The organism is Streptomyces sp. NPDC006610 (genome assembly GCF_040611575.1).
Taxonomy (GTDB): domain Bacteria; phylum Actinomycetota; class Actinomycetes; order Streptomycetales; family Streptomycetaceae; genus Streptomyces.
Genome location: NZ_JBEXOP010000008.1, coordinates 55,054 through 79,870, shown reverse-complemented (window position 1 = coordinate 79,870; position 24,817 = coordinate 55,054). Strand labels below are relative to the sequence as shown.

Genomic DNA, 24,817 nt, shown 5'->3' with positions numbered 1-24,817 from the left:
GGTGGGGCAGCGCACGCGGAGATGGTCACTCTTTGTGATGACATGATCGCTGATCGGCCGCTAACGTGGTGAGCAGGCAGCAGGATCCCGTCCATGGGAGGAATCATGATCGCCGAGCCCGTAGAGCACCGCGTCCAGTGGCCGGTGCCGCCGCAGGACGGCTACACCGTGGACGACCTGTCCAGCCTGCCGGATCTCCCGCCGCACAGGAAATGACGGTCGTCCTCGACAAGAAGAACGGACCCGAAGCCGACATCATCGTGGTCCGGCGTGAAGCCGTCACCGGTCCGGACCAGACGAGCTTCCCGGCGAAGGACGTGGCGCTGGCCGTCGAGGTCGTCTCTCCCGACTCGGAGTCCCGGGACCGCACGACCAAGCCGCTGAAGTACGCCACCGCCGGGATCGAGCACTTCTGGCGGGTGGAGATGGGGGCGGACGGCAGGCCCGTGATCCATGTGTACGAGCTGGATCCCGTGACCGAGGCCTACGTGCACGCCGGCATGCACCGCGACCGTCTCAAGGTCGACCAGCCCTTCCCCGTCGACATCGACCTCACCGAGATCGACCGGCTCTGACCCTCACAGCACCGTCGCCCCGGGCGCCGGCCCCGTGGCCGTGCGCACGTTCCTGCACGTGCCCGACGCCCGCAGCGACCGCGCCACCTCCTGCGCCGACTCAGCGTCCGCGGCGAGGAACGCCGTCGTGGGCCCCGACCCCGAGACCAGGGCCGTGAGGGCGCCGGCCCCGCGGCCCGCCTCCAGGGTCCGCGCCAGCTTGGGGAAGAGGGACAGCGCCGCCGGCTGGAGGTCGTTCGAGACGGTCGCGGCGAGGGCCTTTGGGTCGCCCTTGGCGAGCGCTTCGATCAGGTCCGGCGAGGCGACCGGGGCGGGGATGTCCGTGCCCTCGGTCAGCCGGTCGAACTCCCGGAAGACCGCCGGGGTGGACAGCCCCCGGGACGCCACCGCGAACACCCAGTGGAACGTGCCGCCGACCTCCAGCGGCGTCAGCTTCTCCCCGCGCCCGGTGCCGAGGGCCGCGCCGCCGATCAGGCTGAACGGCACGTCGCTGCCCAGCTCGGCGCAGATGTCGAGGAGTTCGCCGCGGGTCGCCCCCGTGCCCCACAGGGCGTCGCAGGCCAGCAGCGCGCCCGCGCCGTCCGCACTGCCGCCCGCCATGCCGCCGGCGACCGGGATGTCCTTGGCGATGTGCAGGTGCACGTCGGGGGCGAGGCCGTGGCGCTCGGCCAGGGCGAGGGCCGCGCGGGCGGCGAGGTTGGTGCGGTCCAGGGGGACCTGGGCGGCGTCCGGGCCCGCGCAGGTGACGCGCAGCTCCTCGGCCGGGGTGGCCGTCACCTCGTCGTGGAGGCCGACCGCCAGGAAGACGTTGGCCAGGTCGTGGAAGCCGTCGGGGCGGGCGGCGCCCACCGCGAGCTGGACGTTCACCTTGGCCGGGACGCGTACCGTCACGCTCACTTGCCGGACTCCTTGTGCTCGGCGATCCGCGCGAACTCCTCCACCGTGAGGGCCTCACCGCGCGCCTGCGGCGACACCCCGGCGGCCACCAGCGCCGCCTCGGCCGCCGCCGCCGACCCGGCCCAGCCGGCGAGGGCGGCGCGCAGCGTCTTGCGGCGCTGGGCGAAGGCGGCGTCGACCACGGCGAAGACCTCGCGGCGGGACGCGCTCGTGGTGAGGGGCTCGGAGCGGCGGACCAGGGAGACCAGTCCGCTGTCGACGTTGGGCGCGGGCCAGAAGACGTTGCGGCCGATCGCGCCGGCCCGCTTCACCTGGGCGTACCAGTTGGCCTTCACGGACGGCACGCCGTATACCTTGGAGCCGGGGCCGGCCGCGAGCCGGTCGGCGACCTCGGACTGGACCATGACGAGGGTGCGCTCGATGCTCGGGAACGTCTCCAGCATGTGCAGCAGCACCGGCACGGCGACGTTGTACGGCAGGTTGGCGACCAGCGCGGTCGGGGCCGGGCCCGGCAGCTCGGTCACCTGCATGGCGTCGGAGTGCACCAGCGCGAACCGGTCGGCGCGCTCCGGCATCCGCGCGTCGATCGTCGCGGGCAGGGCGGCGGCGAGGACGTCGTCGATCTCGACGGCGGTGACCCGGTCGGCCACCTCCAGCAGCGCCAGCGTGAGCGAGCCGAGCCCCGGGCCGACCTCCACGACCACGTCGTCGGGGCGGACGTCGGCGGTGCGGACGATCCGGCGGACCGTGTTGGCGTCGATGACGAAGTTCTGTCCGCGCTGCTTGGTGGGACGCACGCCGAGGGCCGCCGCCAGCTCACGGACGTCGGCGGGGCCCAGCAGGGCGTCGGGGGAGGTGCTCACGCGACAAGCCTAGCCGCGGGGCGACGGTGGTCCCGGCGGGCGGGGTCGGCGTCGGCGGCCGCTCGCCGGTGCTCCGGTCAGTAGCCGAAGGCGCGGGCCGTGTTGGCGCCGAGCGCGGTCGCCATCGCGTCCTCGGCGATGCCCCGCACCTGCGCCATCGCGCGCACGGTGACGGGGACGAGATAGGGCGCGTTGGGCCGCCCGCGGTAGGGCACGGGCGTCAGGAACGGCGCGTCCGTCTCCACCAGCACCAGCTCCAGCGGGGCGAGGGCGAGGGCGTCGCGCAGGTTCTGGGCGTTCTTGAAGGTCATGTTGCCGGCGAAGGACAGGTAGTACCCGGCGCGGGCGCAGACCTCGGCCATCTCGGCGTCGCCGGAGTAGCAGTGGAAGACGGTGCGCTCGGGGGCGCCCTCCTCCTTGAGGACGCGCAGTACGTCGGCGTGGGCGTCGCGGTCGTGGATGACCAGGGCCTTGCCGTGCCGCTTGGCGATCTCGATGTGGGCGCGGAACGAGCGCTCCTGCGCCGCCTTGCCCTCCTCGCCGGTGCGGAAGTGGTCGAGCCCCGTCTCGCCGACGGCCTTGACCTGGGGCAGCGCGGCCAGCCGGTCGATCTCGGCGAGCGCCTCGTCCAGCGCCGCGTCCCCGCCGGGTAGGCGCGCGCCCTGTCGGGACCACCCGTCCGGATCGCCGTGCACGATGCGGGGCGCCTCGTTGGGGTGCAGGGCGACGGCCGCGTGCACGGCGTCGTACGCCGCCGCCGTCTCGGCCGCCCACCGCGACCCGGCGACGTCGCACCCGACCTGCACGACCGTCGTCACCCCGACGGACGCGGCCTTGGCGAGCGCTTCCTCGACGGTCCCGTCCTGCATGTCGAGGTGGGTGTGCGAGTCGGCGACGGGCACCCGCAGGGGCTCGGGCAGCGGCGGAGCTTCGGCGTTGGACGGCATGACCCCGATCCTACGAAAGGGCCGACGAGGCCCGGACCGTACCTACCCCCCGGGGCCGCTACGCCCCCTTCTTCGCCGCCACCACCGCGTCGAAGACGACCCGCTTGGGCACGCCCGCCTCCACGGCCACCGCCGCGATGGCCTCCTTGCGTCGCTCCCCCGCCTCCTCCCGCACCCGCACCCGCCGCACCAGCTCCTCCGCGTCCGGTTCCTCGGCCCCCCGCTCGGGCGCGCCCTCCACGACCACGGTGATCTCCCCGCGCACCCCTTCGGCCGCCCACTGCGCCAGCTCGGCCAGCGGGCCCCGCCGGACCTCCTCGTACGTCTTGGTCAGCTCCCGGCAGACGGCGGCCCGGCGCTCGCCGCCGAACACCTCGGCCATCGCGGCGAGGGTGTCGTCGAGCCGGTGCGGGGCCTCGAAGTACACCAGCGTGCGCCGCTCGCCCGCGACCTCGCGCAGCCGCGACAGCCGCTCGCCGCCCTTCCTCGGCAGGAACCCCTCGAAGCAGAAGCGGTCGACGGGCAGCCCGGACAGCGCGAGCGCGGTCAGCACGGCGGACGGGCCGGGCACGGCGGTGACCTTGACGTCCCGCTCCACCGCGGCGGCGACCAGCCGGTACCCGGGGTCGGACACCGACGGCATGCCCGCGTCGGTGACGAGCAGCACGCGCGCGCCGCCCAGGAGTTCCTCGACCAGCTCGGGCGTGCGGGCGGACTCGTTGCCCTCGAAGTACGACACGACACGCCCCCTGGGGGTGACGTCGAGCGCCTGGGTGAGCCGCCGCAGCCGCCGTGTGTCCTCGGCGGCGATCACGTCGGCCCCCGCCAGTTCGGCGGCGAGCCGGGGCGGTGCGTCCGTGATGTCGCCGATGGGGGTGCCTGCCAGTACAAGGATTCCTGTCACGCCCCAATCGTCGCAGGGAACCGCGGGACTCCCACAGAAGCGTTCCCTACGATGGCGCGGTGACCAGTACCGCGTCCTCCACGGACACCCGGCAGGACCAGTCCTCCCCCGAGGGGCGGGCCGAGTCCTCGTGGCAGCAGCGGCTGCGCCGCTTCGGATACGCGCCGGCGGATCCCCGCGGCGACGTCCGGGACCGTCTGGTTCCGCCGTACGCCGGCGCCGAGCCGAGTCCGCGCATGTGGGCGGCGCTCGGCGTCGCCCACCCGCTCGCCGTGCGGATCAACCGCTGGGCGGGCTGGGCCGGACCGCTGCTGGTGGCGCTGTTCGCGGGGGTGCTGCGGTTCTGGCACCTGGGCAGCCCGAAGGACGTGATATTCGACGAGACGTACTACGCGAAGGACGCGTGGGCGATCGTCCACCGCGGCTACGAGGTCAACTGGGACAAGGAGGTCAACGACCTCATCCTCAACTCGGGCGGAAACGTTCCGATCCCCACGGACGCCGCGTACGTCGTCCATCCGCCGGTCGGGAAGTACGTGATCGGCCTGGGCGAGCTGATGTTCGGGTTCGATCCGTTCGGCTGGCGGTTCATGACCGCGCTGCTGGGCACGCTGTCGGTGCTGATGCTGTGCCGGATCGGGCGCCGGCTGCTGCGTTCCACGTTCCTCGGCTGCCTTGCGGGCGCGTTGATGGCGGTGGACGGGCTGCACTTCGTGATGAGCCGCACGGCGTTGCTGGACGGCGTGCTGATGTTCTTCGTGCTGGCGGCCTTCGGCTGTCTGCTGGTCGACCGGGACCGGGCGCGCGCGAGGCTGGCCGCGGCGCTCCCGGTGGACGAGGACGGCCGGGCGCGGCCGGACGCGTACACGGCGGAGCACACCCGTCTGGGGTGGCGGCCCTGGCGGCTGGCGGCGGGCGTGATGCTGGGTCTGGCCTTCGGCACGAAGTGGAACGGCCTGTACTTCCTGGCCGCGTTCGGCGTGCTGACGGTCCTGTGGGACGCCGGCGCGCGCCGGGTGGCGGGCGCCCCGCACCCCTACCTCACGATGCTGAAGCGGGACGCCGGCTGGGCGTTCCTGTCGACGGTGCCGGTCGCGATCGCCACGTACGTCGCCTCCTGGACGGGCTGGATCCTCTCCCCCGACGACGGCAAGGGCGGCTACTACCGGAACTGGGCGGCGACGGACGGCAAGGACAGCGCCTGGTCGTGGCTGTTCCCCGACTGGTGGCGCAGCCTGTGGCACTACGAGAACCAGGTGTACGACTTCCACGTCGGCCTGCACTCGCCGCACACCTACGAGTCCAACCCGTGGACGTGGATCGTCACCGGCCGCCCGGTGTCCTTCTTCTACGAGGACCCCGACTCCGGCGTGGCCGGCTGCCCCGTCGACGCGGGCGGCAAGTGCGCCCGCGAGGTGCTGGCGCTGGGCACGCCGATGCTGTGGTGGGCGGCCTGCTTCGCGCTGCTGTACGTGCTGTGGCGCTGGTTCTTCCGCCGCGACTGGCGGGCGGGCGCCATCGCCTGCGGGATCGTGGCCGGCTACCTGCCCTGGTTCTTCTACCAGGAACGGACGATCTTCTTCTTCTACGCCGTGGTCTTCGTGCCGTTCCTGTGCCTGGCGGTGGCGATGCTGATCGGCGCCCTGCTCGGCCCGCCCCGCTCGGACGACGGCCGCCGGGTGGCGGGCGCGACGGGCGCGGGCGTCCTGGTGCTGCTGATCGCCTGGAACTTCATCTACTTCTGGCCCATCCACACCGGCCAGTCCATCCCGATCGACGACTGGCGGTCGCGGATGTGGCTGGATACCTGGGTTTAGCGGCCGGATACCCGGCGTTGGGCGGGGCCGGCAACAACGATCGGGAAAACTCCGGCCGCCGTTGTGGCATCCCGTGCCTACAGTGCGTGGGGACTACAACGGGAGGGGCGCGCGATGCGCAGGGGGGTCAAGGTCGGCATCGTCGGCGGGGTGTTCGCCGCGATGGTCGGCGGTGCGGGGTACGGGGCGTTCAACGTGGTGTCCGCGCTGGACGGGGGCGGCGGGGACGGAGGCGGGGGCGCCGGTGGGACCGCGGCCGTGGAGACCGGGCCGCCCGGCGCGGACGAGGTGCGCGAGACCGCGCGGAAGTTCTTCGCCGCGTGGTCGAACGCCGATGGGGCCGCCGCGGCACGGCTCACCAACAACGCCGTCGAGGCGGAGCCGGTGCTGACCGCGTTCGGGGAGTCGGCGCACATCACCGACGTGAGGATCACGCCCGCCCCGGCGAAGGACAGCACCGTGCCGTTCTCCGTCGAGGGCAGGGTGTCGTTCGGGGGGAAGTCGAAGCCGATCGCCTACGACAGCGCGCTGACCGTCGTGCGTGGCGTGACCACCGGGCGGCCGCTGGTCGACTGGGAGCCGTCCGTCGTCCACCCCCGGCTGAAGGCGGGCGACACGCTGGTCACGGAGGAGTCGGCGAGCGCTCCCGTGGAGGCCCTGGACCGCGACGGGAAGGTGCTGTCGAGGAAGGAGTACCCCTCCCTCGGGCCGATCCTGGACACGCTGCGCAAGCGGTACGGCGACAAGGCGGGCGGCGAGCCCGGCGTCGAGCTGGTCGTGCGGCACGCGGCGGCCGAGGCGGCCGACACCCCGCTCGTGACCCTGTCCGAGGGGCGGCCGGGCCGGCTGCCGACCACTCTGAGCGCGGCCGTGCAGGCGGCGGCCGAGCGGGCGGTGCGGCGGTACGACGAGTCGTCCGTGGTCGCCCTCAAGCCCAGCACCGGCGAGGTGCTCGCGGTGGCGAACAACCGCGCGGACGCCTTCAACGCGGCCTTCGAGGGACGGGTCGCGCCCGGCTCCACGATGAAGATCGTCACCGCGGCGATGCTCATCGACAACGGCGTGACCACGATGAACGGCCCGGCGCCCTGCCCGCCCACCGCGACCTGGCAGAGCCAGACCTTCCAGAACCTCACCGGCATGCAGCCCGACGAGGGCGCCACCCTGGCGAACAGTTTCCTGCGCTCGTGCAACACGGCCTTCATCAAGCTCGTGGACGAGCAGCCGCTCACGGACGCGTCGCTGACGCAGGAGGCGCAGCAGCGGTTCGGGATCGGCCGGGACGACTGGAAGACCGGCATCACCTCCTTCGACGGCAGCGTCCCGCCGGTGGCCGGACCGGACCGCGCGGCTGGCGCGATCGGCCAGGGCCAGGTGCAGATGAACCCGCTGACCGTGGCGTCGGTGACGGCGACCGCGATGACGGGCGCGTTCCGGCAGCCGTATCTGGTCTCCCCGGACCTGGACGGCCGGCAGCTCGCCACCGCCGACGGCCTGCCCGCGAGCACGGCGGCCCAGCTCAAGCAGATGATGCGGCTGACCGCCACGCAGGGCACGGGCGCGTCGGCGATGAGCGGCCTCGGCGGCGACATCGGGGCGAAGACCGGCTCGGCCGAGGTCGCGGGGCAGGCCACGTCGGACAGCTGGTTCACCGGCTTCCGCAACGACCTCGCGGCGGCGGCCATGACCAAGGAGGGCGGCCGCGGTGGTGAGGCGGCCGGCCCCATCGTGGCGGACGTGCTGCGGGCAGGAGGCTGAACCGCTCCACAGGACGGGACTCTAAGGTGGTCGCCGTCGTTGGATGCGTGAGGCGGACGAGGGCGCCCCGGGTGACGGGGGCAGGGCCGGGACAGCGCGGAGGATCGGGAAGCAGTGGGCAAGAGAAGGCGTGTCGCCGAGCGACGGAAGACGAATCCCGCCCTCATCGGCGGGGTGATCGCCGTGGCCGCCGCCGGGGCCGGGGTCGGCGCCTACGCGCTCTTCGCCGGCGGCGGCACGACCGGGACCGCCGCGAGCGCCGGCCACCAGCAGGTGCGGTCGGTGCGGACCGGCCCGCTCACCGCCGACGAGGTCGACGGGGCGGCGACCCGTTTCCTCACCGCCTGGCAGCGGGGCGACGCCGCGAAGGCCGCCCGCGCCACCGACGACGCCAAGGCCGCCAAGGCCCTGCTCGCCGGTCACGCGAAGGACGCCCGGATCACGGACCTCGCACTCACTCCCGGCGTCCGCAAGGGCGATCGCGTCGCCTTCACCGTCCGGGGCGAGGTGCGCCACGGCGACACCGCGAAGCCGCTGACGTACCGCAGCGCGCTGACCGTCGTCCGCGACGGCGGCGACGGCGAGCCGGTGGTCGACTGGCGGCCCTCCGTCGTCCACCCCGACCTGCGCGAGGGCGACCGGCTGGTCACGGGCGAGGCCGGCGACCCGCCCGTGACGGCGCTGGACCGCGACGGCGGGAAGCTGACCACGAAGAAGTACCCGTCGCTGGGGCCGGTGCTGGACGGGCTGCGCGAGAAGTACGGCAGAACGGCCGGCGGCACGGCGGGCGTCGAGTTGCGTGTGGTGCGCGGCAAGGCGTCCACGGCGAAGAAGCTGTCCGACAAGACGCTGCTGGAGCTGAGCGAGGGCACCCCGGGCACGGTGAGGACGACGCTCAGCCCGCGCCTGCAGGCCGCCGCCGAGAAGCAGGTCGCCGCGAAGTCCCGGGCGTCGGTGGTGGTGCTGCGCCCGTCCACGGGCGAGATCCTCGCGGTGGCGAACTCCTCCCCCGGCTTCAACACCGCCTTCCAGGGCTCGCTCGCGCCCGGATCCACGATGAAGGTCATCACCGCGTCGCTGCTGATCGAGAAGGGGCTGGCGTCGGCGGACAAGGCGCACCCCTGCCCGAAGTACTTCACCTACGGCGGCTGGAAGTTCCACAACGATGACAAGTTCAGGATCGAGGACGGCACCTTCAAGGCCAGCTTCGCCCGGTCCTGCAACACGGCCTTCATCAGCCGGGCGCCGAAGCTGGAGGACGACGACCTGACCGAGCAGGCGCAGCAGGTCTTCGGCCTGTCGCTGAACAACTGGGCGGTCGGCGTGCCCACCTTCGACGGCTCGGTGCCGGTGCAGACGAAGGCCCCGATGGGGGCGTCGCTGATCGGGCAGGGCGGGGTGCGGATGAACCCGCTGAACATGGCGTCGGTGTCGGCGACCGTGAAGTCGGGGGTGTTCCGGCAGCCGTATCTGGTGTCCCCGTCGGTGGACGGGCGGACGCTCGCGAAGGCGGCGCGCACGATGTCCGGGGGCACGCTGGCGCAGTTGCGGGAGCTGATGGCGTACACGGCGGCGTACGGCACGGCGGCGGAGGCGATGGCCGGGGTCACCGGCGACGTCGGCGCGAAGACGGGGTCGGCGGAGGTCGACGGCCAGAAGAAGCCGAACGGGTGGTTCACCGCGTACCGGGGCGACCTCGCGGCGGCGGGCGTCGTCCAGGCGGCGGGGCACGGCGGCGAGACGGCGGGCCCGATCGTGGCCGCGCTGCTCAAGCACGGCGGCTGATCGGGCGGCGCTGCTCGAGCAGCAGGGCGGCCGATCGGGGCGGCGCTGCCCCGGAAACAGGGCGGCCGATCGGGGCGGCCCGCCGGCGGGGCGGCTTGGTCGGCCGCCCCCGGTCCGCAGCGGGCGCGGCCCCTACGGCGGGCAGCCCGCGTCCGGTCAGTGGTGCACCGGCGTCTCAGTGGTGCACCGGCGTCGTGGCCTCGGCGTGGGTGCGCCGCAGGAAGCGCACCAGCGTCTTCGACTCGAACTCGACGACCGAGACGCCGTGCGCCGTGTGGAACTCGACCACGGCCTGAACGCGCCCGCACGGCCACACCCGTACGTCGCCCGAGCCGGCCGGGGCGCGCAGGCCCTGTTCCAGCACCTCGCGGGAACAGGCCCACTCCTGGGCGCCCGGCAGGGCGATGCGGACCGTGCGCGGATCGCTGTCGGGGTCGTAGCGCAGGACGACCGGAACCGCTCCGTGTTCCTCGGACGCCCCGGCGTCCATGTCCGTGACGATGTGTGCTCGCGCGTACTGTTCGACTACAGACATCGGACGGCCCCTTTACTCAGCGTGGCCTGTGCGGAAGCCATGAATCCGCTCCCAGTCCAATGTCCCACAATCCGGGAATCACACCTCCCGGAGCGATCCGGTTCGGCCCCTTTAGCACATCGAGACGCTCTCGCTCTTGCAAAGCGTTCGCATTAAGCCACTATCATCGAACGGTGCATGTACCTGACGGATTCATCAACGCGCCCCTCTCCGTCGCGGCCGGAGCCGTCGCCGCCGGCGCCGTCGCCGTGAGCCTGCGCGGCGCGCGCCGCGAACTGGACGAGCGCACCGCACCGCTGGCCGGGCTGGTGGCGGCGTTCATCTTCGCCGTGCAGATGCTGAACTTCCCGGTCGCCGCCGGGACCAGCGGACATCTGCTCGGCGGAGCCCTGGCCGCGATACTCGTCGGCCCCTACACAGGCGTGCTGTGCATATCCGTGGTCCTGCTGATGCAGGGCATCCTCTTCGCGGACGGCGGCCTGACCGCGCTCGGCGTGAACATCACCGACATGGCCGTCGTCGGAACCGTCGTCGCCTACCCCGTCTTCCGGGGTCTGGTGAAGGTGCTGCCGCGTTCCCGGCGGTCGATCACCGCCGCCTCCTTCGTCGCCGCGCTGCTGTCGGTGCCGGCCGCCGCCGTCGCCTTCACGTTCCTGTACTGGCTCGGCGGCACCGCCGACGTCTCCATCGGCAAGGTCGCCACCGCCATGGTCGGCGTCCACCTCCTCATCGGCATCGGCGAGGCCGCGATCACGGCGCTGACGGTCGGCGCGGTCGTCGCCGTACGGCCGGACCTGGTGTACGGCGCCCGGGACCTGCGCCGGCCGCTGAAGCTGCGGGTCGGCGGCGAGCTGGTCGACGCCCCGGCCCCGGAGCCCGAGCCGGCCCGCGCGCGTTCGCCGCGCACGGTGTGGATCGCCGGTCTGGCCGCCTCCCTGGTGCTCGCCGGGTTCGTCAGCTTCTACGCCTCCGCCAGCCCCGACGGCCTGGAGAAGGTCGCCGCCGACAACGGCATCGACGAGAAGGCCGAGGAGCACGCCGTCGCCGACTCGCCGCTCGCCGACTACGGCGTCGAGGACGTCGAGGACGCCCGGCTGTCCGGGGGCCTCGCGGGGGTGATCGGCGTCGGCGTGACCGTCGTCGCGGGCACCGCCGTCTTCTGGTCGGTGCGCCGCCGCCGCAGCGACGAGCCGGCCGGCCCCGCGGACGTGCCGGCCGCCCGCCCGAGCGCCTGACATGGGCGCCGGACACGCGCACAAGCTGTACCGGCACGGGCACTCGCCCGTGCACGCTCTGCCGCCGCACACCAAGCTCGCGGCCGTCTTCGCGTTCGTGGTGGTCGTGGTGTCCACCCCGCGCGAGGCGATGTGGGCCTTCGGGGTCTACGCCGTGCTGCTGGCGGTGGTCGCGGTCGTCGCGCGCGTGCCGGCCCCGTTCCTGCTCAAGCGGCTGCTGATCGAGGTGCCGTTCGTCGCGTTCGCGGTGCTGATGCCGTTCGTCGCGGAGGGCGAGCGCACGGAGGTGCTGGGCGTGTCGCTCAGCGTCAGCGGTCTGTGGGGCGCCTGGAACGTCCTCGCCAAGGGCACCCTCGGCGTCGCCGCCTCCGTGCTGCTGGCGTCCACCACCGAACTGCGCGAGCTGCTGCTCGGCCTGCAACGGCTGAAGCTGCCGCCGCTGCTGGTGCAGATCGCCTCCTTCATGATCCGCTACGGCGACGTCATCGCCGACGAGATGCGGCGGATGCGGATCGCCCGGGAGTCCCGCGGTTTCGAGGCGCGCGGCGTGCGGCACTGGGGCGTGCTGGCGAAGTCGGCGGGCGCGCTGTTCATCCGGTCCTACGAGCGCGGCGAGCGCGTGCACCTGGCGATGATCAGCCGCGGGTACGCCGGGTCCATGCCGGTGATCGACGAGGTGACCGCGTCGCGGGCGCAGTGGTCGGGCGCGTTCGCCCTCCCGGCGACCGCTCTCGCCGTCTGTCTGCTGGGATGGGTGCTGTGACTGCTTCCCTCGAGGTCTCGGGCCTCGCCTTCGCCTACCCCGACGGCCACCAGGCCCTGTTCGGCGTGGACTTCCGGATCGAGCGCGGCGAACGGGTCGCGCTGCTCGGGCCGAACGGCGCGGGCAAGACGACGCTCGTGCTGCACCTCAACGGCATCCTCGGCGGCGGCACGGGCAGCGTGACGGTCGCCGGGCTGCCGGTCGGACGCAAGCACATGGCGGAGATCCGGCGCCGGGTCGGGATCGTCTTCCAGGACCCGGACGACCAGTTGTTCATGCCGACCGTGCGCGAGGACGTCGCCTTCGGCCCGGCGGCGGCCGGGCTGAAGGGGCCGGAGCTGGAGGCGCGCGTGGACCGGGCGCTGGAGCAGGTCGGGATGGCCGCGTTCAAGGACCGGCCGCCGCACCATCTGTCCTTCGGGCAGCGCCGGCGGGTCGCGGTGGCGACGGTGCTGGCGATGGAGCCGGAGATCCTCGTCCTGGACGAGCCGTCGTCCAACCTCGACCCCGCCTCCCGCCGCGAACTCGCCGACATCCTGCGCTCGTTGGACGTCACCGTCCTCATGGTCACCCACGACCTGCCCTACGCGCTGGAGCTGTGCCCGCGCTCGCTGATCCTCAGCGACGGCGTGATCGCCGCCGACGGCCCGACCGGCACCCTGCTCTCCGACGAGCAGCTGATGCGCGCCCACCGGCTGGAGCTGCCCTTCGGGTTCGACCCCAGGTCCGTGACAATGGGCGCGTGACGCGACACGAGAACGCCCGGGACGACGCCGTCGCCGTCGAGGAAGGGGCTCAGGGGCCGGAAGGGTCGCTGCTCCTGGACGAGCAGCTGTGCTTCGCGCTGTACGCCGCCCAGCGGGCGGTGACGGCCGCCTACCGGCCGCTCCTGGACGAACTCGGGCTCACCTACCCGCAATACCTGGTGCTGCTGGTGCTGTGGGAGCGCGGCGAGACGACGGTGAAGGACCTGGCCGCCGCCCTGCGCCTGGACTACGGCACCGTCTCGCCGCTGCTCAAGCGGCTCCAGGCGGCCGCCTCGCGGTCGCCCTCAGCGTCTCCCTGCCGGTGCTGGACGCGCAGGTCGCGGCCCGGCTGGTCGACGCGGCGCACGAGGTGTGCCCGTACTCGAACGCGACCCGCGGGAACGTCGACGTGACGATTCTGCTGGGATAGCGGGCAGCGGGCGGCCGGAATCGGCCGGTGGGCGGGGGCGTTGCAGGGAGCGTGACGCCGCGAGGGAACGGGAGTACGGACGTGGATGTGAACGGCACGGTCGCCGAGGGGTTCGAACCGGTCGGGGACGCGTTCGTCCGCAACTTCGAGGTGCTCGGCGACCGGGGCGCGGCCGTCTCCGTCTACCGGGACGGGCGCCGGGTCGTCGACCTGTGGGCCGGGGTCCGGGACGTCGACGGCACGGACGGGGCGGCGCCCTGGGAGCGCGGCACCGCGCAGATCGTGCGCAGCGCGACGAAGGGCGTGGCGGCGGCCGTGGTGCTGCTGCTGCACCAGCGCGGGTTGCTGGACCTGGACGCGCCGGTGGCGGCGTACTGGCCGGAGTTCAAGGCGGGCGGCAAGGAGCGGGTCCTGGTGCGGGACGTGCTCGCCCACCGGGCCGGGGTGCCGGTGCTGGACCGCCCGCTGGACGCGCGGGAGGCGCTGGACCCGGAGCGGGGGCCGGCGGCCGTGGCGGCGCAGGCCCCGGTGTGGGAGCCCGGCACGGACCACGGCTACCACGCGCTGACGTACGGCTGGATGGTGGACGAGCTGACCCGGCGGGTCACCGGGCGGCGGACAGGCGAGTGGCTCGCGGCGGAGGTCACCGGGCCGCGCGGCCTGGAGCTGTGGCTGGGGCTGCCCGAGGCGGAGACCGGGCGCGTGGGGCGGGTCGGCGAGACCGAGGCGCCGTCGGCCGGCGGCGTCCTGCGCACCCGGCCCAAGCGTGCGGTGGCCGAGGCCTACCGGGACCCCGGCTCCCTCACCCGGCGGGCCTTCGCGGCCGTGACGCCGTTCCCCGACCAGAACGACCCCGCATACCGCGCCGCGTCCCTGCCCGCGACGAACGGCATCGCCACGGCGGACGGCCTGGCCCGTTTCTACGCCTCGCTGATCGGCGAGGTGGACGGCGAGCGGGCCCTTTTCACGCCGGAGACGGTGGAACTGGCCCGGCGTGAGCACGCGTCGGGGCCGGACCGGGTACTGGTGGTCAACACCCGTTTCGGCCTGGGCTACATGCTGCACGGCGGGGCCTCGCCACTGCTGTCGCCCGGCTCCTTCGGCCACCCGGGCCGGGGCGGCGCCCTCGCGTTCGCCGATCCGGAGGCCGGCGTCGCCTTCGCCTATGTGACGAACGGCTTCCGCAAGAGCGTCACGGCCGACCCGAGGGCGCAGGCGCTGGTGACGGCGGTACGGCAGTCGCTGGGCCGCTGACCGGGCTCACACGTGGATCGGGTGCGAGGTCCGTCCCGACGCCTCGTCGATCTCGTCGTGCGCCTTGGTGAGCAGCCGCATCGCCAGCTCGTTCAGTGCCCGGGCGCCGGCGATCTCCTCGCCCACCCGGGGCTGGTTGGGGTCGGTGCGGTGCCGGGTGGCGTGCCCGTGGGCGCGCACCTCGCTCCCGTCCGGCAAGCGCACCAGCGCGGCCGCTTTCGTGTGCTGGTCGTCCTCCTGGAACTCCAGCTCGACGTGCCATCCCACTGCGGTGTGCATCATGACGATCACCTCCGGAAGACCTCCTTCCAGGGTGCGCCCGACGGGGCGCGGGCGCACCCACGCGGGCGGCCACCGGACAGCCACCGGGCCGCTACCGGCGTTCGCGCACGTCCACGAGGTCGCCGCCGGCGTGGGCGATCAGCGTCTTGGGCTCCATCGGGAACACGGTGTGGGGGTCGCCGGCGGCGGCCCAGACGACGTCGTGGGCGAGCAGCCCACGGTCGGCGAGCACGCGCGTGCGCGTCCGGTGGCCGAAGGGCGGGACGCCGCCGATGGCGTACCCGGTGACCTCGCGCACGACCGCGGCGTCGGCGCGCGTGACGCGCTGCGCGCCGAGCGCCTCGCGCACCAGCCCGAGGTCGACGCGGGAGGCGCCGTCCATGAGCACCAGGACGGGGACGCCGTCGGCCGCGAAGACCAGTGACTTGCAGATCTGACCCAGCTCGCATCCGATGGCCGCGGCCGCCTCGGCGGCGGTCCGGGTGGCCTCGGGAAATCTCCGTGCCCGCTCGCCGACGTCCCCGAGCCCCAGCTCCCGCAGAGCCTCGCCGAACCGCGGATGCACCGCACCACTCGTCGTCATACGGGGCACGCTAACGGCGCGAGCGGCGCGGACGCGACCGAGTTACCCCGGTACGGCATGACGGCGGGCGCCCACGGCCGGAGGCCTCCGTGCGCCGCTCCCTCCGCGCCGCCGCGGCCGTCGCGGTCGCCTCCGCAGCCGTCCTCGCCGGCGGCTGCACCGGCCCTGCCGAAACCGCCGCCCCCGCGCAGAGCCGTCCCGCGCAGCCCTCCGCCGAGCAGACGCCCGCCGAGCGGCCCCCGGCCGGAGGAACGCCGTGGCCCTCCGGACTGGAACTCCCCCTCCAGGCCCGGTTCCTCGTCGCCGAGACGACCGGCACCCGCGGCAGGGACCTCCCCGGGCCTTGACCGGCGGACGTACTCCGTCCACGCCCACTGCACCGGCGAGGGCCGGGTGACCCGGTCGACCGGGACGGCGGGGGCGAGCCCCATCCGGTGGCATGCGACGGCGCGCCGACGGCCGGTGTCGTGCATACGCCAGAGAAAGCCGCAGCTCCTCGCCGTCCGGGTGAGCGGCGGCGCCGTCGTCCGGGTGAGCGGCGGCGCCGTCGTCCGGAGGTTCGCCGTCGTCTCGGGCAGCCACCGGGGCTGACGTCCCGGCGGCACGAAGAAGCCGGTGAGGGCCTGCCCCGTCCCCACGGTGCCCTCACCGGCTTGTCTGCGGCGTGTCAGACGCGCGCCAGCGCCCGGTCCTCGTCCGTGTCGTCGGCCGGACCCGACAGGTCGCGCAGGCCCTCGCCCTCGACGTCGACGTTGGGCAGGGCGCGGTCGAGCCACTTCGGCAGCCACCAGGCCCTCTTGCCCAGCAGCGCCAGGACCGCCGGGACGATGGCCATGCGGACCACGAACGCGTCGAAGAAGACCGCGATCGCGAGGCCGAAGCCGATCATCTTGACCATGGACTCGCTGGAGCCGATGAAGCCCGCGAAGACCGCCATCATGATGACCGCCGCCGCCGTGACGACCCGCGCACCGTGCCTGAAGCCGGTGACGACCGCCTGGCTCGGGCTCTCGCCGTGGACGTACGCCTCGCGCATGCGGGTCACGAGGAACACCTCGTAGTCCATCGCCAGGCCGAAGACCACGCCGACCATGAAGATCGGCATCATCGACATGACCGGACCGGTCTCCTCGACGCCCATCAGGCCGGCCAGCCAGCCCCACTGGAAGACCGCGACCACGGCGCCGAGGGCCGCCATCACGGAGAGCAGGAAGCCGAGAGCCGCCTTCAGCGGGACCAGGACCGAGCGGAAGACCACGATCAGGAGGAGGAAGGCCAGGCCGACCACCAGGATCAGGTACGGCACCAGCGCGTCGTTCAGCTTCTGCGAGACGTCGATGTTCATCGCCGTCGAACCGGTGACCAGGACCGTGGCCCCGGTGTCCGCCTTGATGCCGGCGCCGGTGTCCCGGATGGCGTGGACCAGGTCCTCCGTGGTGACCGAGGACGGCTTGGCGTCGGGGATCACGGTGATCGTCGCCGTGTCGCCGGACTTGTTCGGCGCCGGCGGGGTCACGGTGACGACGTCGTCCAGACCCTTGATGTCGTCGACGACGCCGTTGAACACCTCGGTCGGGTCGTCGGCGCCCTTGGCGTCGGTGACCACCATCAGCGGGCCGTTGAAGCCGGGACCGAAGCCCTCGGACAGCAGGTCGTAGGCCCGGCGCTGGGTGGTGGAGGTCGGCTGGGAGCCGTCGTCGGGCAGGCCCAGCTCCAGCGAGGCCGCGGGGACCGCCGCCGCGCCGAGGCCGATCACGCCCAGCAGCAGCACGGCCACCGGACGGCGGACGACGAAGCTCGCCCAGCGGGTGCCCATGTTCGGGCGGGCCGCCCCGCCGTCCTGGTTCTTCTTGCGCCCGCCGCCGAGCAGCTTGCCCTTCTCGCCCGCCGGACGGACCTTGCGGCCCGCGTAGCCGAGGAGCGCCGGGATCATGGTGAGCGCGATCAGGACCGCGATGGCGACGGTGCCCGCCGCCGCGACGCCCATCTTGGTGAGCATCGGGATGTTGACGACCGCGAGGCCGACCAGGGCGATCACGACGGTCAGACCGGCGAAGACGACCGCGGAGCCCGCGGTGCCGACGGCCCGGCCGGCCGCCTCCTCGCGCCCGCGGCCCTCGGCCAGTTCGGCCCGGTAGCGGGAGACGATGAACAGCGCGTAGTCGATGCCGACCGCGAGGCCGATCATCATCGCCAGAGTGGAGGTGGTGGAGCCCAGGTCCAGCGTGCTGGCGAGGGCGGTGATGGACGAGACGCCGATGCCGACGCCGATGAGCGCGGTGAGCAGCGGCATGCCGGCCGAGATCAGCGAGCCGAAGGTGATGACGAGGACCACCGCGGCGACCGCGATGCCGATGATCTCCGTGGTGCCGGTGTGCGGCACGGCCTGGAGCGCGTCACCGCCGATCTCGACGGTCAGCCCGGCGTCCCGCGCCTGCTGGGCGGCGTCCTCCAGGGCCTCCTTGGTGGACTCCTCCAGCTCCATGCCGGAGACGTCGTAGCGCACCGACGCGTAGGCGATCGCGCCGTCCTTGCTGACGGCGTTCTCCGTGTACGGGTCGGCGACGGAGGCCACCTCGGAGCCGCCGGACAGCTCCTTCACCGTCTCCTGGACGGTCTCCTTGGGGCCGGCGTCGGTCATCTTCTCGCCGGCCGGCGCCTTGAAGACGACCCGTGCGGTCGCTCCGTCGGCGCTCATGCCGGGGAAGCGCTCCTCCAGCAGGTCGAAGGCCTTCTGGGCCTCGGTGCCGGGGATGGAGAAGGAGGCGGAGCCGGGGGTGGGGGCGCTCGCCGCGCCGACACCCGCCAGCGTCAGCAGCGCCACCCATATCAGGGCGACGAAGTGCCGTCGCCGAAAGGCGAACCGGCCGAGTTTGTAGAGGAACGTGGCCACGAGGGCGTACTCCCGGTCAGGTCGTGGGTACTTCAGGGCAGGGATGATCAGCCCGACGACGTGAGCGGTGACGTCAGGTGGTGCTGATGGTCGTGCTGCAGGTCGTGCCGCTGGGGAAGGGGGCTGGCAGGGGACTGTCAGTGAGCCGGAACGCCGAGGGCGGGGAGGACCACGGCGTCGATGTACGCGCGCAGGAACGCCTGCGTCGGTGGCTGGTCGTCGATCAGCGTCCGCGTCGCGAACGCCCCGACCAGCATGTGCACGATGTAGTCGAGCGCGGGGCGGTCCGGCTGGACCTCGCCGCGGTCGACGGCCCGCTGCATGACGCGCTGGAACTCGTCCATCTCGGGTTCGACGAGGAGTTCCTTGAACGCCTTCAGCAGATCCGCGTTGTTGTGCACCGCCATGGCCAGGGCCCGCATCAGCGCGGAGTTCTGGGCCATGGCGCAGTCGTCCTCGCGGGTCACCAGGGCGTGCAGGTCGCCCCGCAGCGACCCGGTGTCGATGTCGCCGATGGAGCCCGGCTTGCTGTGCCGCAGGGCCCGGACCACCAGCTCGGCCTTGCCGCCCCACTGGCGGTAGAGCGTCGCCTTGCTGGACCGGGTGCGGGCGGCCACGGCGTCCATGGTGAGGGCGTCGTAGCCGACCTCGCGGAGCAGGTCGAGCACCGCTTCGTACAGTTCGGCCTCGCGCTCGGGGGTGATCCGGCTGCGACGTGCCGTCGCCGTAGCCGTCACGGTCTCCGTCATGTCGTCCCACCTTCCCGTCGAACCGAATCCGTACGACACCGTTTCGTACAAGACGAAGGTAGCGCACCCACCCTGCGAAACGAAACCGTTTCGTTCGTGGTGTGGGTCACGCCGCACGCTTCCACGCACCCCCGGCGCGCGCACCCGTGCGCCAAAGGCACGAGTTGCCCCGGTGCGTCCCAGGGAAAAGCATGGTGACGTGACCTATCTGCGCCTGCCCCACCTCAGCGGTGACCTGCTGTGCTTCGTCGCCGAGGACGACCTCTGGCTCGCCTCCGCCGACGGACCGGGCCGCGCCTGGCGGCTCACCGTCGACCGCACCAAGCTGGGGCACCCCCGCTTCTCGCCGGACGGCCGGCAGATCGCGTTCACGAGCTGGCGCACCCTCGTGCCCGAGCTGCACCTCGTCCCGGTGGACGGCGGACCCGCGCGCCGGCTCACCCACTGGGGCAGCCCCGACACCCGCGTCTGCGGCTGGACGCCCCCCGACGCGGACGGACACAGCGACATCCTCGCCGTCGCCTCGCACGGCGAGCCCTTCTCCCACTTCACCTGGTCCTACAAGGTCTCCCCCGACGGCGACCCCGGCCGCAAACTCCCCTGGGGCCCGGTCACCGACATCCAGGTCGGCGACGTCGACGGCGAGCGCCGCACCCTCCTGCTGACCGGCACCCCGCCGCACGAACCGGCCTCCTGGCAGCGCTACCGGGGCGGCGCCACCGGCCGCCTCTGGCTGCACGGCCGACGGCTCCTCGCCGACCTGGAGGGCCATCTGCACTCCCCCCTGTTCGTCGGCGACCGGATCGCCTTCCTCTCCGACCACGAGGGCGTCGGCAACCTCTACTCCTGCGCCCACGACGGCTCCGACCTGCGCCGTCACACCGACCACGACGCCTTCTACGCCCGGCACGCCGCGAGCGACGGCGCCCGCGTCGTCTACCAGTGCGCCGGCGACCTGTGGATCGTGGACGACCTGTCGCCCGGCTCCCGGCCCCGCCGCCTCGACGTGCGCCTGAGCGGACCGCGCGCGGGCCGCCGTACGTACCAGGTCCCCGCGGCCCAGCACGTCGCCGGACTCTCGGTGGACGAGACGGGCCGGGCGAGCGCGGTCGTGGTGCGCGGCAGCCTGTACTGGCTCACCCACCGCGACGGTCCCGCCCGCACCATCGCCGACACCCCGGGCGTACGGGTCCGGCTCCCGGAGATGCTGGGCCCCGGCGGCCAGGTCGCCTACGTCACGGATGCGGAGGGCGAGGACGCGATCGAGATCGCCTCCCTGCCGCGCGCCACCGGCGTCCGCCCGCCGCGCCGGCTGGCCTCCGGGCGGCTGGGCCGGGTGCTGGAGCTGGTGTCCGACCCCCAGGGCGAGCGGCTGGCCGTCGCCTCGCACGACGGGCGGCTGCTGCTGCTCGACGTGACCGAGGAAGGCTCGGCGGGCGGCGACGTGACCGAAGAGGGCGGGGCGGGCGGCGCGGTCACCGAGCTGGTCCGCTCCGACAACGGCCCCGTTCGCGACCTCGCCTTCTCCCCCGACGGCTCCTGGCTGGCCTGGTCGCATCCCGGCATCGGGCGTTCCCTGCGCCAGATCAGGCTCGCCAGGATCCAGGACCGGCTGATCGTGGACGTCACCAACGGCCGCTTCGAGGACGAGAACCCCGTCTTCACCAGCGACGGCCGCTATCTCGCCTTCCTGTCCTGGCGCGGCTTCGACCCGGTCTACGACGTGCACACCGGCGACCTGTCCTTCCCGCTGGGCTGCCGCCCCTATCTGGTCCCGCTGTCCTCGGCGACCCCGTCCCCGTTCGCGCTGTCGCCCGACGGGCGTCCGGCAGCGGGGGGCCTGGACCCGGTGGAGGACGAGGAGCCCGGCGACGGCAGCGCCCCCACCGTGGAGGTCGAGGGCCTGCCGAGCAGGGTCACGCCGTTCCCGGTGGCGGCCTCCAAGTACTCGGCGCTGTTCCCGGTCGCCGGCGGCGGACTGGTCTGGCTGCGCTGGCCGATCTCGGGCGCGCTGGGCGAGACCTTCGCCAACCCCGACGACACCACGGGCCGCCCGACGCTGGAGCACTTCACCATCAGCAAGGCGAAGAAGTCCGAACTCGTCTCCCACCTCGACTGGTTCGCGGTCAGCGGCGACGGCAGCCGGCTGGTCGTCGTCGACGAGGGTGACCTGCGCGCGGTGCCGGCCACCGAGCCCGGCGACGGCGACACGACCACCTGGATCGACCTGCGCCGCATCCTCCACGAGGTCGATCCGGGCGCGGAGTGGCGGCAGGCGTACGAGGAGGCGGGCCGGATCATCCGGGCCCACTTCTGGGACCCGGGGATGTGCGGCATCGACTGGGACGCGGTGCTCGCCCAGTACCGCCCGCTGGTCGAACGGGTCGCCTCCCCCGACGAGTTCGCCGACCTGCTGCGCGAGGTGCTCGGCGAACTGGGCACCTCCCACGCCTATGTCACCGCCGCCCGCCGCAACGAGGGGCCTCCGGTCTACCAGCGCCGGCAGGGCCTGCTCGGCGCCAACTTCGTGTGCCGGGACGGCCGGTGGATGGTCAAGCGGATCCTGCCCGGCGAGTCCTCCGACTCCAAGGCCCGCTCCCCGCTGGCCGGTTCGGGCGTCCGCGAGGGCGCGGTGCTCACCCATGTGGACGGGCGGCCGGTGGATCCGGTGACCGGCCCCCACCCGCTGCTCGCCGCGGCGGGCGGTACGACGGTGGAGCTGACCTTCGTCCCGGCGGAGGGCCAGGGCCGCTCCCGCCGGGTCGCGGTCGTCCCGCTGGTCGACGAGCGGCCGCTGCGCTACCAGGACTGGGTGGCCAAACGGCGCGAGGTGGTACGGGAGTTGAGCGGCGGGCAGTGCGGCTATCTGCACATCCCGGACATGGGCGGCTCGGGCTGGGCTCAGTTCAACCGCGATGTGCGCATGGAGATGTCCCGCCCGGCGCTCATCGTCGACGTGCGCGGCAACGCGGGCGGTCACATCAGCGAACTGGTGGTGGAGAAGCTGACCCGCACCATCCTGGGCTGGGACCTCACCCGCGACGCGCAGCCGGTGTCGTACGCCTCCAACGCCCCGCGCGGACCGGTGGTGGCGCTGGCGGACGAGGCGACGTCCTCCGACGGCGACATGATCACGGCCGCGTTCAAGCTGCTGAAGCTCGGGCCGGTGGTCGGGCAGCGGACGTGGGGCGGGGTGGTCGGCATGACCGGCCGGCACCGGCTGGGCGACGGCACGGTCATCACCGTGCCGATGAACGCGGCCTGGTTCGACGCGTACGGCTGGTCGGTCGAGAACCACGGCGTCGCCCCGGACGTGGAGTCCCTGCGCACCCCGCTGGACTGGGCGGAGGGGCGGTACGCCGAACTGGACGACGCGGTACGGCTGGCGCTGGAGCTGCTGGAGAGCAATCCGCCCGCCTCCCCGCCCGACTACAGCGCCGTACCCGACCGTTCACGCCCGAAGCTGCCGCCGCGGACGTGAGGGCATGAGGGCGACAACGGCGTGAGGACAGCACAGAAGGGGCGCCCCTTGGGGCGCCCCTTGCGCTGCTCCGGGACCGAGGTCACATGTCGTAGTCCTCGTCGAGACGGTCCTCGTCCCGCTCCCGCATCGGGTCGCGCTGCGGCTCGCGCTGCGGGTCCTGCTCACCGCCGCGGCGCTGCCCGATCCGCTCCTTGGCCTGGTCCATCTTGTCCTGGCCCTGCTCGCGGAGCTTGTCGGCCCGGTCCTGGAACTTGTCCTTCATACCCATGTGCGTTCACTCCTGGTCGTGGGTGAGGGAGGGTTCCCTCACGGCCTCGACCAGATTTGCACGGGCGGACAAAGCTCGCATTTCGATCAGTGACGGACCGTAGCGGAGCGTGGCCGGCCCGGACCGGCCCGGCGGATGCCCGACGTTTCCTACTTCTCGCGTACGGCGCGCTCCTGTTCGTCCGCCGCGCCGCCCGCCCCGACGAGCCCGATGCGCATGCCGTCCAGCCGGTCCGCGAAGCGCCGCATCTCGCGCTGCCCCACGGTCCCGATGAGCGCCGGCAGATACCCGCGCACGCCCTGCATCCCGCGCAGCCACCACTGCCCGTACACATGGGCCGACCGCCGCTCGATCCCGGCGACCATCCGGTCCACCGCGGGGCCCAGCGGATAGGTCTTGTTGGACGGCCACGGCAGCCGCTGCCGCAGCTCGCGCATGACGTCGTCCTGGTCGGCGCCGCGCACCATGTCGGTGTCCGTCCAGGACAGATAGGCGACGCCGACCTTCACGCCCTTGTGGCCGACCTCGGCGCGCAGGCTGTGCGCGTACGCTTCGACGCCCGACTTGGAGGCGCAGTACGCGCTCATCATCGGCGCCGGGGTGATCGCGGCGAGGGAGGCGACCTGGAGCAGATAGCCCCGGCTCGCCGTCAGCGCCGGCAGGAACGCCCGCGCGGTGACCGCCGATCCGATGAGGTTGACCTCGATGACCCGCCGCCAGGCGACCGGGTCGGACTCGGCGAAGGGGCCGCCGGTCGCGACACCGGCGTTGGCGACGACGATGTCGACCTTCCCGAACCGCTCCTCCACCTCCGCGGCGACCGCCGTCATGGCCTCGTGGTCGGTGACGTCGGCGTGCCAGACGCCGCTCTCGCCGTGCAGCCGGGACGCGACCTGCTTGAGGGCGTCCGGTTCCAGGCCGACCAGGGCCACCTTGGCGCCGCGCACCGACAGTTTGCGGGCGAGCAGCTCGCCGACCCCGCGCGCGGCCCCGGTGACGACCGCGACCCGTCCCTCCAGGCTCGTCCTGCTCATGCGCCCTCCTCGACCGGTGCGGCGACCGGTTCCTCGACGTCCTGGGCCGGTGCCGTGACCGGTTCCGTGCGCGGCCTTCCCGCCATGTGGGCGGTGACCAGTTCGCGGATCTTCGCCGTGATCAGCTCGGGAGCCTCCACCGGCGTCATGTGCCCCAGCCCCGGCAGCTCGGTCAGTCCGGTGCAGTCGGGCAGGGCGTCGGCCAGCCTGCGCGCGTGCACGGGCGGGGTCAGCCGGTCGCGCAGGCCCACGACGACGGCCGTCGGCACCGTCAGTTCCCGTGCCCCGTGGTCGAGGTCGAGCACGCCGAGGACCTGCGACCAGGCGTGCCGCGCCCGGCGGTGGCAGCCGTGCACGATCCGCGCGCACGCCTCCACCATCTCCGGGGACGAACCGGGGCCCATCGTCCCGTACTTGAGGATCCGGCGGGCGAGCGGCGTGACCGGTCCCAGCGGCGCGCGGGAGCCGAGGACCTGACGGGTGAGCACGGTGCGCAGCCGCCCGGGGCGCAACGGCAGCACCGTCGACTCGTCGATCAGCCGCGAACTGCCCGTGCTGCACAAAAGCGCCGCCGCGGCGTGCTCCCGGAAGCCGTCCCGTCCGGCGGCGGCCAGGATCGTCATGGCGCCCATGGAGTGGCCGGCGATCACGGCCCGCTCGCCGGGCGCGAGGGTGGCGGCGAGGACGGCCTCCAGGTCGTCGGCGAGGGCGTCGGTGCCGCAGGCGGGGTGGGCGGGGGTGCGTCCGTGGCCGCGCTGGTCGTAGGCGATCACGCGGTGGTCGGCGGCCAGGGCGCGGATCTGGGCGGCCCAGAAGGCGGTGGAGCAGGTCCAGCCGTGGACCAGGACGACGGCGGGGGCGCCCTCGGGGCCGTGCACCTCGACGTGCAGCCGGGCGCCGTCGGCGGAGACGGCGGTGAGCTCGCGGGCGGCGACGGGCGGGGCGTAGGGGCCGGTGCGGACGTGGGCGATCCGGGCGGCCCGCGGCCTGCGGCTCGCGCGCGGTGAGCGGATCG

Annotated in this window: 22 protein-coding genes and 1 pseudogene; 11 read left to right on the top strand and 12 right to left on the bottom strand. The window is 73.4% G+C overall.

Going from position 1 to position 24,817, the window contains the following annotated elements; genetic code table 11:
• Window positions 1-105: 105 nt before the first annotated feature.
• A pseudogene (locus ABZY13_RS08955) lies at window positions 106-575 on the top strand (Uma2 family endonuclease).
• A 3-nt stretch (window positions 576-578) separates the two neighbouring features.
• Here ABZY13_RS08955 and ABZY13_RS08950 read toward each other — a convergent pair.
• The 4 genes from ABZY13_RS08950 to rsmI form a co-directional block, all read right to left on the bottom strand.
• Window positions 579-1,472: a 4-(cytidine 5'-diphospho)-2-C-methyl-D-erythritol kinase gene (locus tag ABZY13_RS08950; RefSeq protein ID WP_356628282.1), complete on the bottom strand. Its 894-nt coding sequence runs from the start codon at window positions 1,470-1,472 to the stop codon at window positions 579-581.
• On the bottom strand, window positions 1,469-2,335 hold the full coding sequence (gene rsmA / locus ABZY13_RS08945) for a 16S rRNA (adenine(1518)-N(6)/adenine(1519)-N(6))-dimethyltransferase RsmA (protein ID WP_356628280.1): 867 nt from the start codon (window positions 2,333-2,335) through the stop codon (window positions 1,469-1,471). The genes ABZY13_RS08950 and rsmA overlap by 4 nt, the downstream gene beginning before the upstream one ends.
• A 77-nt stretch (window positions 2,336-2,412) precedes the next feature.
• Window positions 2,413-3,282, bottom strand: a complete 870-nt coding sequence (locus ABZY13_RS08940; RefSeq protein WP_356628278.1) for a TatD family hydrolase — start codon at window positions 3,280-3,282, stop codon at window positions 2,413-2,415.
• A gap of 58 nt (window positions 3,283-3,340) precedes the next feature.
• Window positions 3,341-4,186: a 16S rRNA (cytidine(1402)-2'-O)-methyltransferase gene (rsmI, locus tag ABZY13_RS08935; RefSeq protein WP_356628276.1), complete on the bottom strand. Its 846-nt coding sequence runs from the start codon at window positions 4,184-4,186 to the stop codon at window positions 3,341-3,343.
• Window positions 4,187-4,245: 59 nt separating this feature from the next.
• On the opposite strand from rsmI, the gene ABZY13_RS08930 reads away from it, so the two are divergent.
• The 3 genes from ABZY13_RS08930 (at window position 4,246) to ABZY13_RS08920 (ending at window position 9,546) form a co-directional block, all read left to right on the top strand.
• Window positions 4,246-6,003 (top strand): phospholipid carrier-dependent glycosyltransferase, encoded by a 1,758-nt coding sequence (locus ABZY13_RS08930; protein ID WP_356628274.1) that lies wholly within the window; start codon window positions 4,246-4,248, stop codon window positions 6,001-6,003.
• Window positions 6,004-6,117: 114 nt separating this feature from the next.
• Window positions 6,118-7,761 carry a penicillin-binding transpeptidase domain-containing protein gene (locus ABZY13_RS08925; protein WP_356628272.1) on the top strand — a complete coding sequence of 548 codons (1,644 nt, stop codon included), beginning with the start codon at window positions 6,118-6,120 and terminating at the stop codon, window positions 7,759-7,761.
• Window positions 7,762-7,875: 114 nt separating this feature from the next.
• Window positions 7,876-9,546 (top strand): penicillin-binding transpeptidase domain-containing protein, encoded by a 1,671-nt coding sequence (locus tag ABZY13_RS08920; protein WP_356628270.1) that lies wholly within the window; start codon window positions 7,876-7,878, stop codon window positions 9,544-9,546.
• A gap of 175 nt (window positions 9,547-9,721) precedes the next feature.
• Here ABZY13_RS08920 and ABZY13_RS08915 read toward each other — a convergent pair whose 3' ends face one another.
• Window positions 9,722-10,081, bottom strand: a complete 360-nt coding sequence (locus tag ABZY13_RS08915) for an SsgA family sporulation/cell division regulator (protein ID WP_356628268.1) — start codon at window positions 10,079-10,081, stop codon at window positions 9,722-9,724.
• Between the two features lie 173 nt (window positions 10,082-10,254).
• Here ABZY13_RS08915 and ABZY13_RS08910 point away from each other — a divergent pair, with 173 nt between their 5' ends.
• From ABZY13_RS08910 to ABZY13_RS08890, 5 genes are all read left to right on the top strand, one after another.
• Complete coding sequence (locus ABZY13_RS08910) at window positions 10,255-11,316, top strand: energy-coupling factor ABC transporter permease (protein WP_356628266.1); 1,062 nt, start codon at window positions 10,255-10,257, stop codon at window positions 11,314-11,316.
• Between the two features lies 1 nt (window position 11,317).
• Window positions 11,318-12,079, top strand: a complete 762-nt coding sequence (gene cbiQ / locus ABZY13_RS08905) for a cobalt ECF transporter T component CbiQ (RefSeq protein WP_356628264.1) — start codon at window positions 11,318-11,320, stop codon at window positions 12,077-12,079.
• Window positions 12,067-12,825, top strand: a complete 759-nt coding sequence (locus tag ABZY13_RS08900) for an ABC transporter ATP-binding protein (RefSeq protein WP_356628262.1) — start codon at window positions 12,067-12,069, stop codon at window positions 12,823-12,825. Before cbiQ ends, ABZY13_RS08900 begins: the two co-directional genes overlap by 13 nt.
• 68 nt (window positions 12,826-12,893) lie before the next feature.
• On the top strand, window positions 12,894-13,238 hold the full coding sequence (locus ABZY13_RS08895) for a MarR family transcriptional regulator (protein WP_356628515.1): 345 nt from the start codon (window positions 12,894-12,896) through the stop codon (window positions 13,236-13,238).
• 98 nt (window positions 13,239-13,336) lie between these two features.
• A complete protein-coding gene (locus tag ABZY13_RS08890) occupies window positions 13,337-14,509 on the top strand; it encodes a serine hydrolase domain-containing protein (RefSeq protein ID WP_356628260.1) in 1,173 nt (390 codons plus the stop codon).
• Window positions 14,510-14,515: 6 nt separating this feature from the next.
• On the opposite strand, the gene ABZY13_RS08885 is transcribed toward ABZY13_RS08890, so the two are convergent.
• Entirely contained in the window at window positions 14,516-14,791 is a 276-nt protein-coding gene (locus ABZY13_RS08885) for a DUF1876 domain-containing protein (protein WP_356628258.1), read from the bottom strand.
• A gap of 91 nt (window positions 14,792-14,882) precedes the next feature.
• Window positions 14,883-15,374 carry a YbaK/EbsC family protein gene (locus ABZY13_RS08880; protein ID WP_356628256.1) on the bottom strand — a complete coding sequence of 164 codons (492 nt, stop codon included), beginning with the start codon at window positions 15,372-15,374 and terminating at the stop codon, window positions 14,883-14,885.
• Between the two features lie 89 nt (window positions 15,375-15,463).
• On the opposite strand from ABZY13_RS08880, the gene ABZY13_RS08875 reads away from it, so the two are divergent.
• Entirely contained in the window at window positions 15,464-15,721 is a 258-nt protein-coding gene (locus ABZY13_RS08875) for a hypothetical protein (protein ID WP_356628254.1), read from the top strand.
• 320 nt (window positions 15,722-16,041) lie between these two features.
• Here the strand turns inward: ABZY13_RS08875 and ABZY13_RS08870 are convergent, their stop codons facing one another.
• Entirely contained in the window at window positions 16,042-18,267 is a 2,226-nt protein-coding gene (locus tag ABZY13_RS08870; protein WP_356628252.1) for an MMPL family transporter, read from the bottom strand.
• A gap of 137 nt (window positions 18,268-18,404) precedes the next feature.
• A complete protein-coding gene (locus ABZY13_RS08865) occupies window positions 18,405-19,004 on the bottom strand; it encodes a TetR/AcrR family transcriptional regulator (RefSeq protein ID WP_356628513.1) in 600 nt (199 codons plus the stop codon).
• Between the two features lie 211 nt (window positions 19,005-19,215).
• Here ABZY13_RS08865 and ABZY13_RS08860 point away from each other — a divergent pair, with 211 nt between their 5' ends.
• Window positions 19,216-22,497: a S41 family peptidase gene (locus tag ABZY13_RS08860; protein ID WP_356628250.1), complete on the top strand. Its 3,282-nt coding sequence runs from the start codon at window positions 19,216-19,218 to the stop codon at window positions 22,495-22,497.
• 82 nt (window positions 22,498-22,579) lie between these two features.
• Here the strand turns inward: ABZY13_RS08860 and ABZY13_RS08855 are convergent, their stop codons facing one another.
• The 3 genes from ABZY13_RS08855 to ABZY13_RS08845 all read right to left on the bottom strand — a co-directional run bounded on the left by ABZY13_RS08855 (window position 22,580) and on the right by ABZY13_RS08845 (window position 24,773).
• Window positions 22,580-22,768, bottom strand: a complete 189-nt coding sequence (locus ABZY13_RS08855; protein ID WP_356628248.1) for a hypothetical protein — start codon at window positions 22,766-22,768, stop codon at window positions 22,580-22,582.
• A 149-nt stretch (window positions 22,769-22,917) separates the two neighbouring features.
• A complete protein-coding gene (locus ABZY13_RS08850) occupies window positions 22,918-23,802 on the bottom strand; it encodes an SDR family oxidoreductase (protein WP_356628246.1) in 885 nt (294 codons plus the stop codon).
• The gene (locus tag ABZY13_RS08845) at window positions 23,799-24,773 is read right to left on the bottom strand and encodes an alpha/beta hydrolase (RefSeq protein ID WP_356628511.1); all 975 of its coding nucleotides are present in this window, start codon (window positions 24,771-24,773) and stop codon (window positions 23,799-23,801) included. The genes ABZY13_RS08850 and ABZY13_RS08845 overlap by 4 nt, the downstream gene beginning before the upstream one ends.
• Between the last annotated feature and the right edge of the window lie 44 nt (window positions 24,774-24,817).

Excerpts from the sequence above, each read along its gene's own strand:
- ABZY13_RS08940 (WP_356628278.1), bottom strand. The coding sequence starts at position 3,282 with ATGCCGTCCAACGCCGAAGCTCCGCCGCTGCCCGAGCCCCTGCGGGTG.
- ABZY13_RS08925 (WP_356628272.1), top strand. The coding sequence starts at position 6,118 with ATGCGCAGGGGGGTCAAGGTCGGCATCGTCGGCGGGGTGTTCGCCGCG.
- ABZY13_RS08915 (WP_356628268.1), bottom strand. The coding sequence starts at position 10,081 with ATGTCTGTAGTCGAACAGTACGCGCGAGCACACATCGTCACGGACATG.
- cbiQ (WP_356628264.1), top strand. The coding sequence starts at position 11,318 with ATGGGCGCCGGACACGCGCACAAGCTGTACCGGCACGGGCACTCGCCC.
- ABZY13_RS08900 (WP_356628262.1), top strand. The coding sequence starts at position 12,067 with ATGGGTGCTGTGACTGCTTCCCTCGAGGTCTCGGGCCTCGCCTTCGCC.
- ABZY13_RS08885 (WP_356628258.1), bottom strand. The coding sequence starts at position 14,791 with ATGATGCACACCGCAGTGGGATGGCACGTCGAGCTGGAGTTCCAGGAG.
- ABZY13_RS08880 (WP_356628256.1), bottom strand. The coding sequence starts at position 15,374 with ATGACGACGAGTGGTGCGGTGCATCCGCGGTTCGGCGAGGCTCTGCGG.
- ABZY13_RS08855 (WP_356628248.1), bottom strand. The coding sequence starts at position 22,768 with ATGGGTATGAAGGACAAGTTCCAGGACCGGGCCGACAAGCTCCGCGAG.
- ABZY13_RS08850 (WP_356628246.1), bottom strand. The coding sequence starts at position 23,802 with ATGAGCAGGACGAGCCTGGAGGGACGGGTCGCGGTCGTCACCGGGGCC.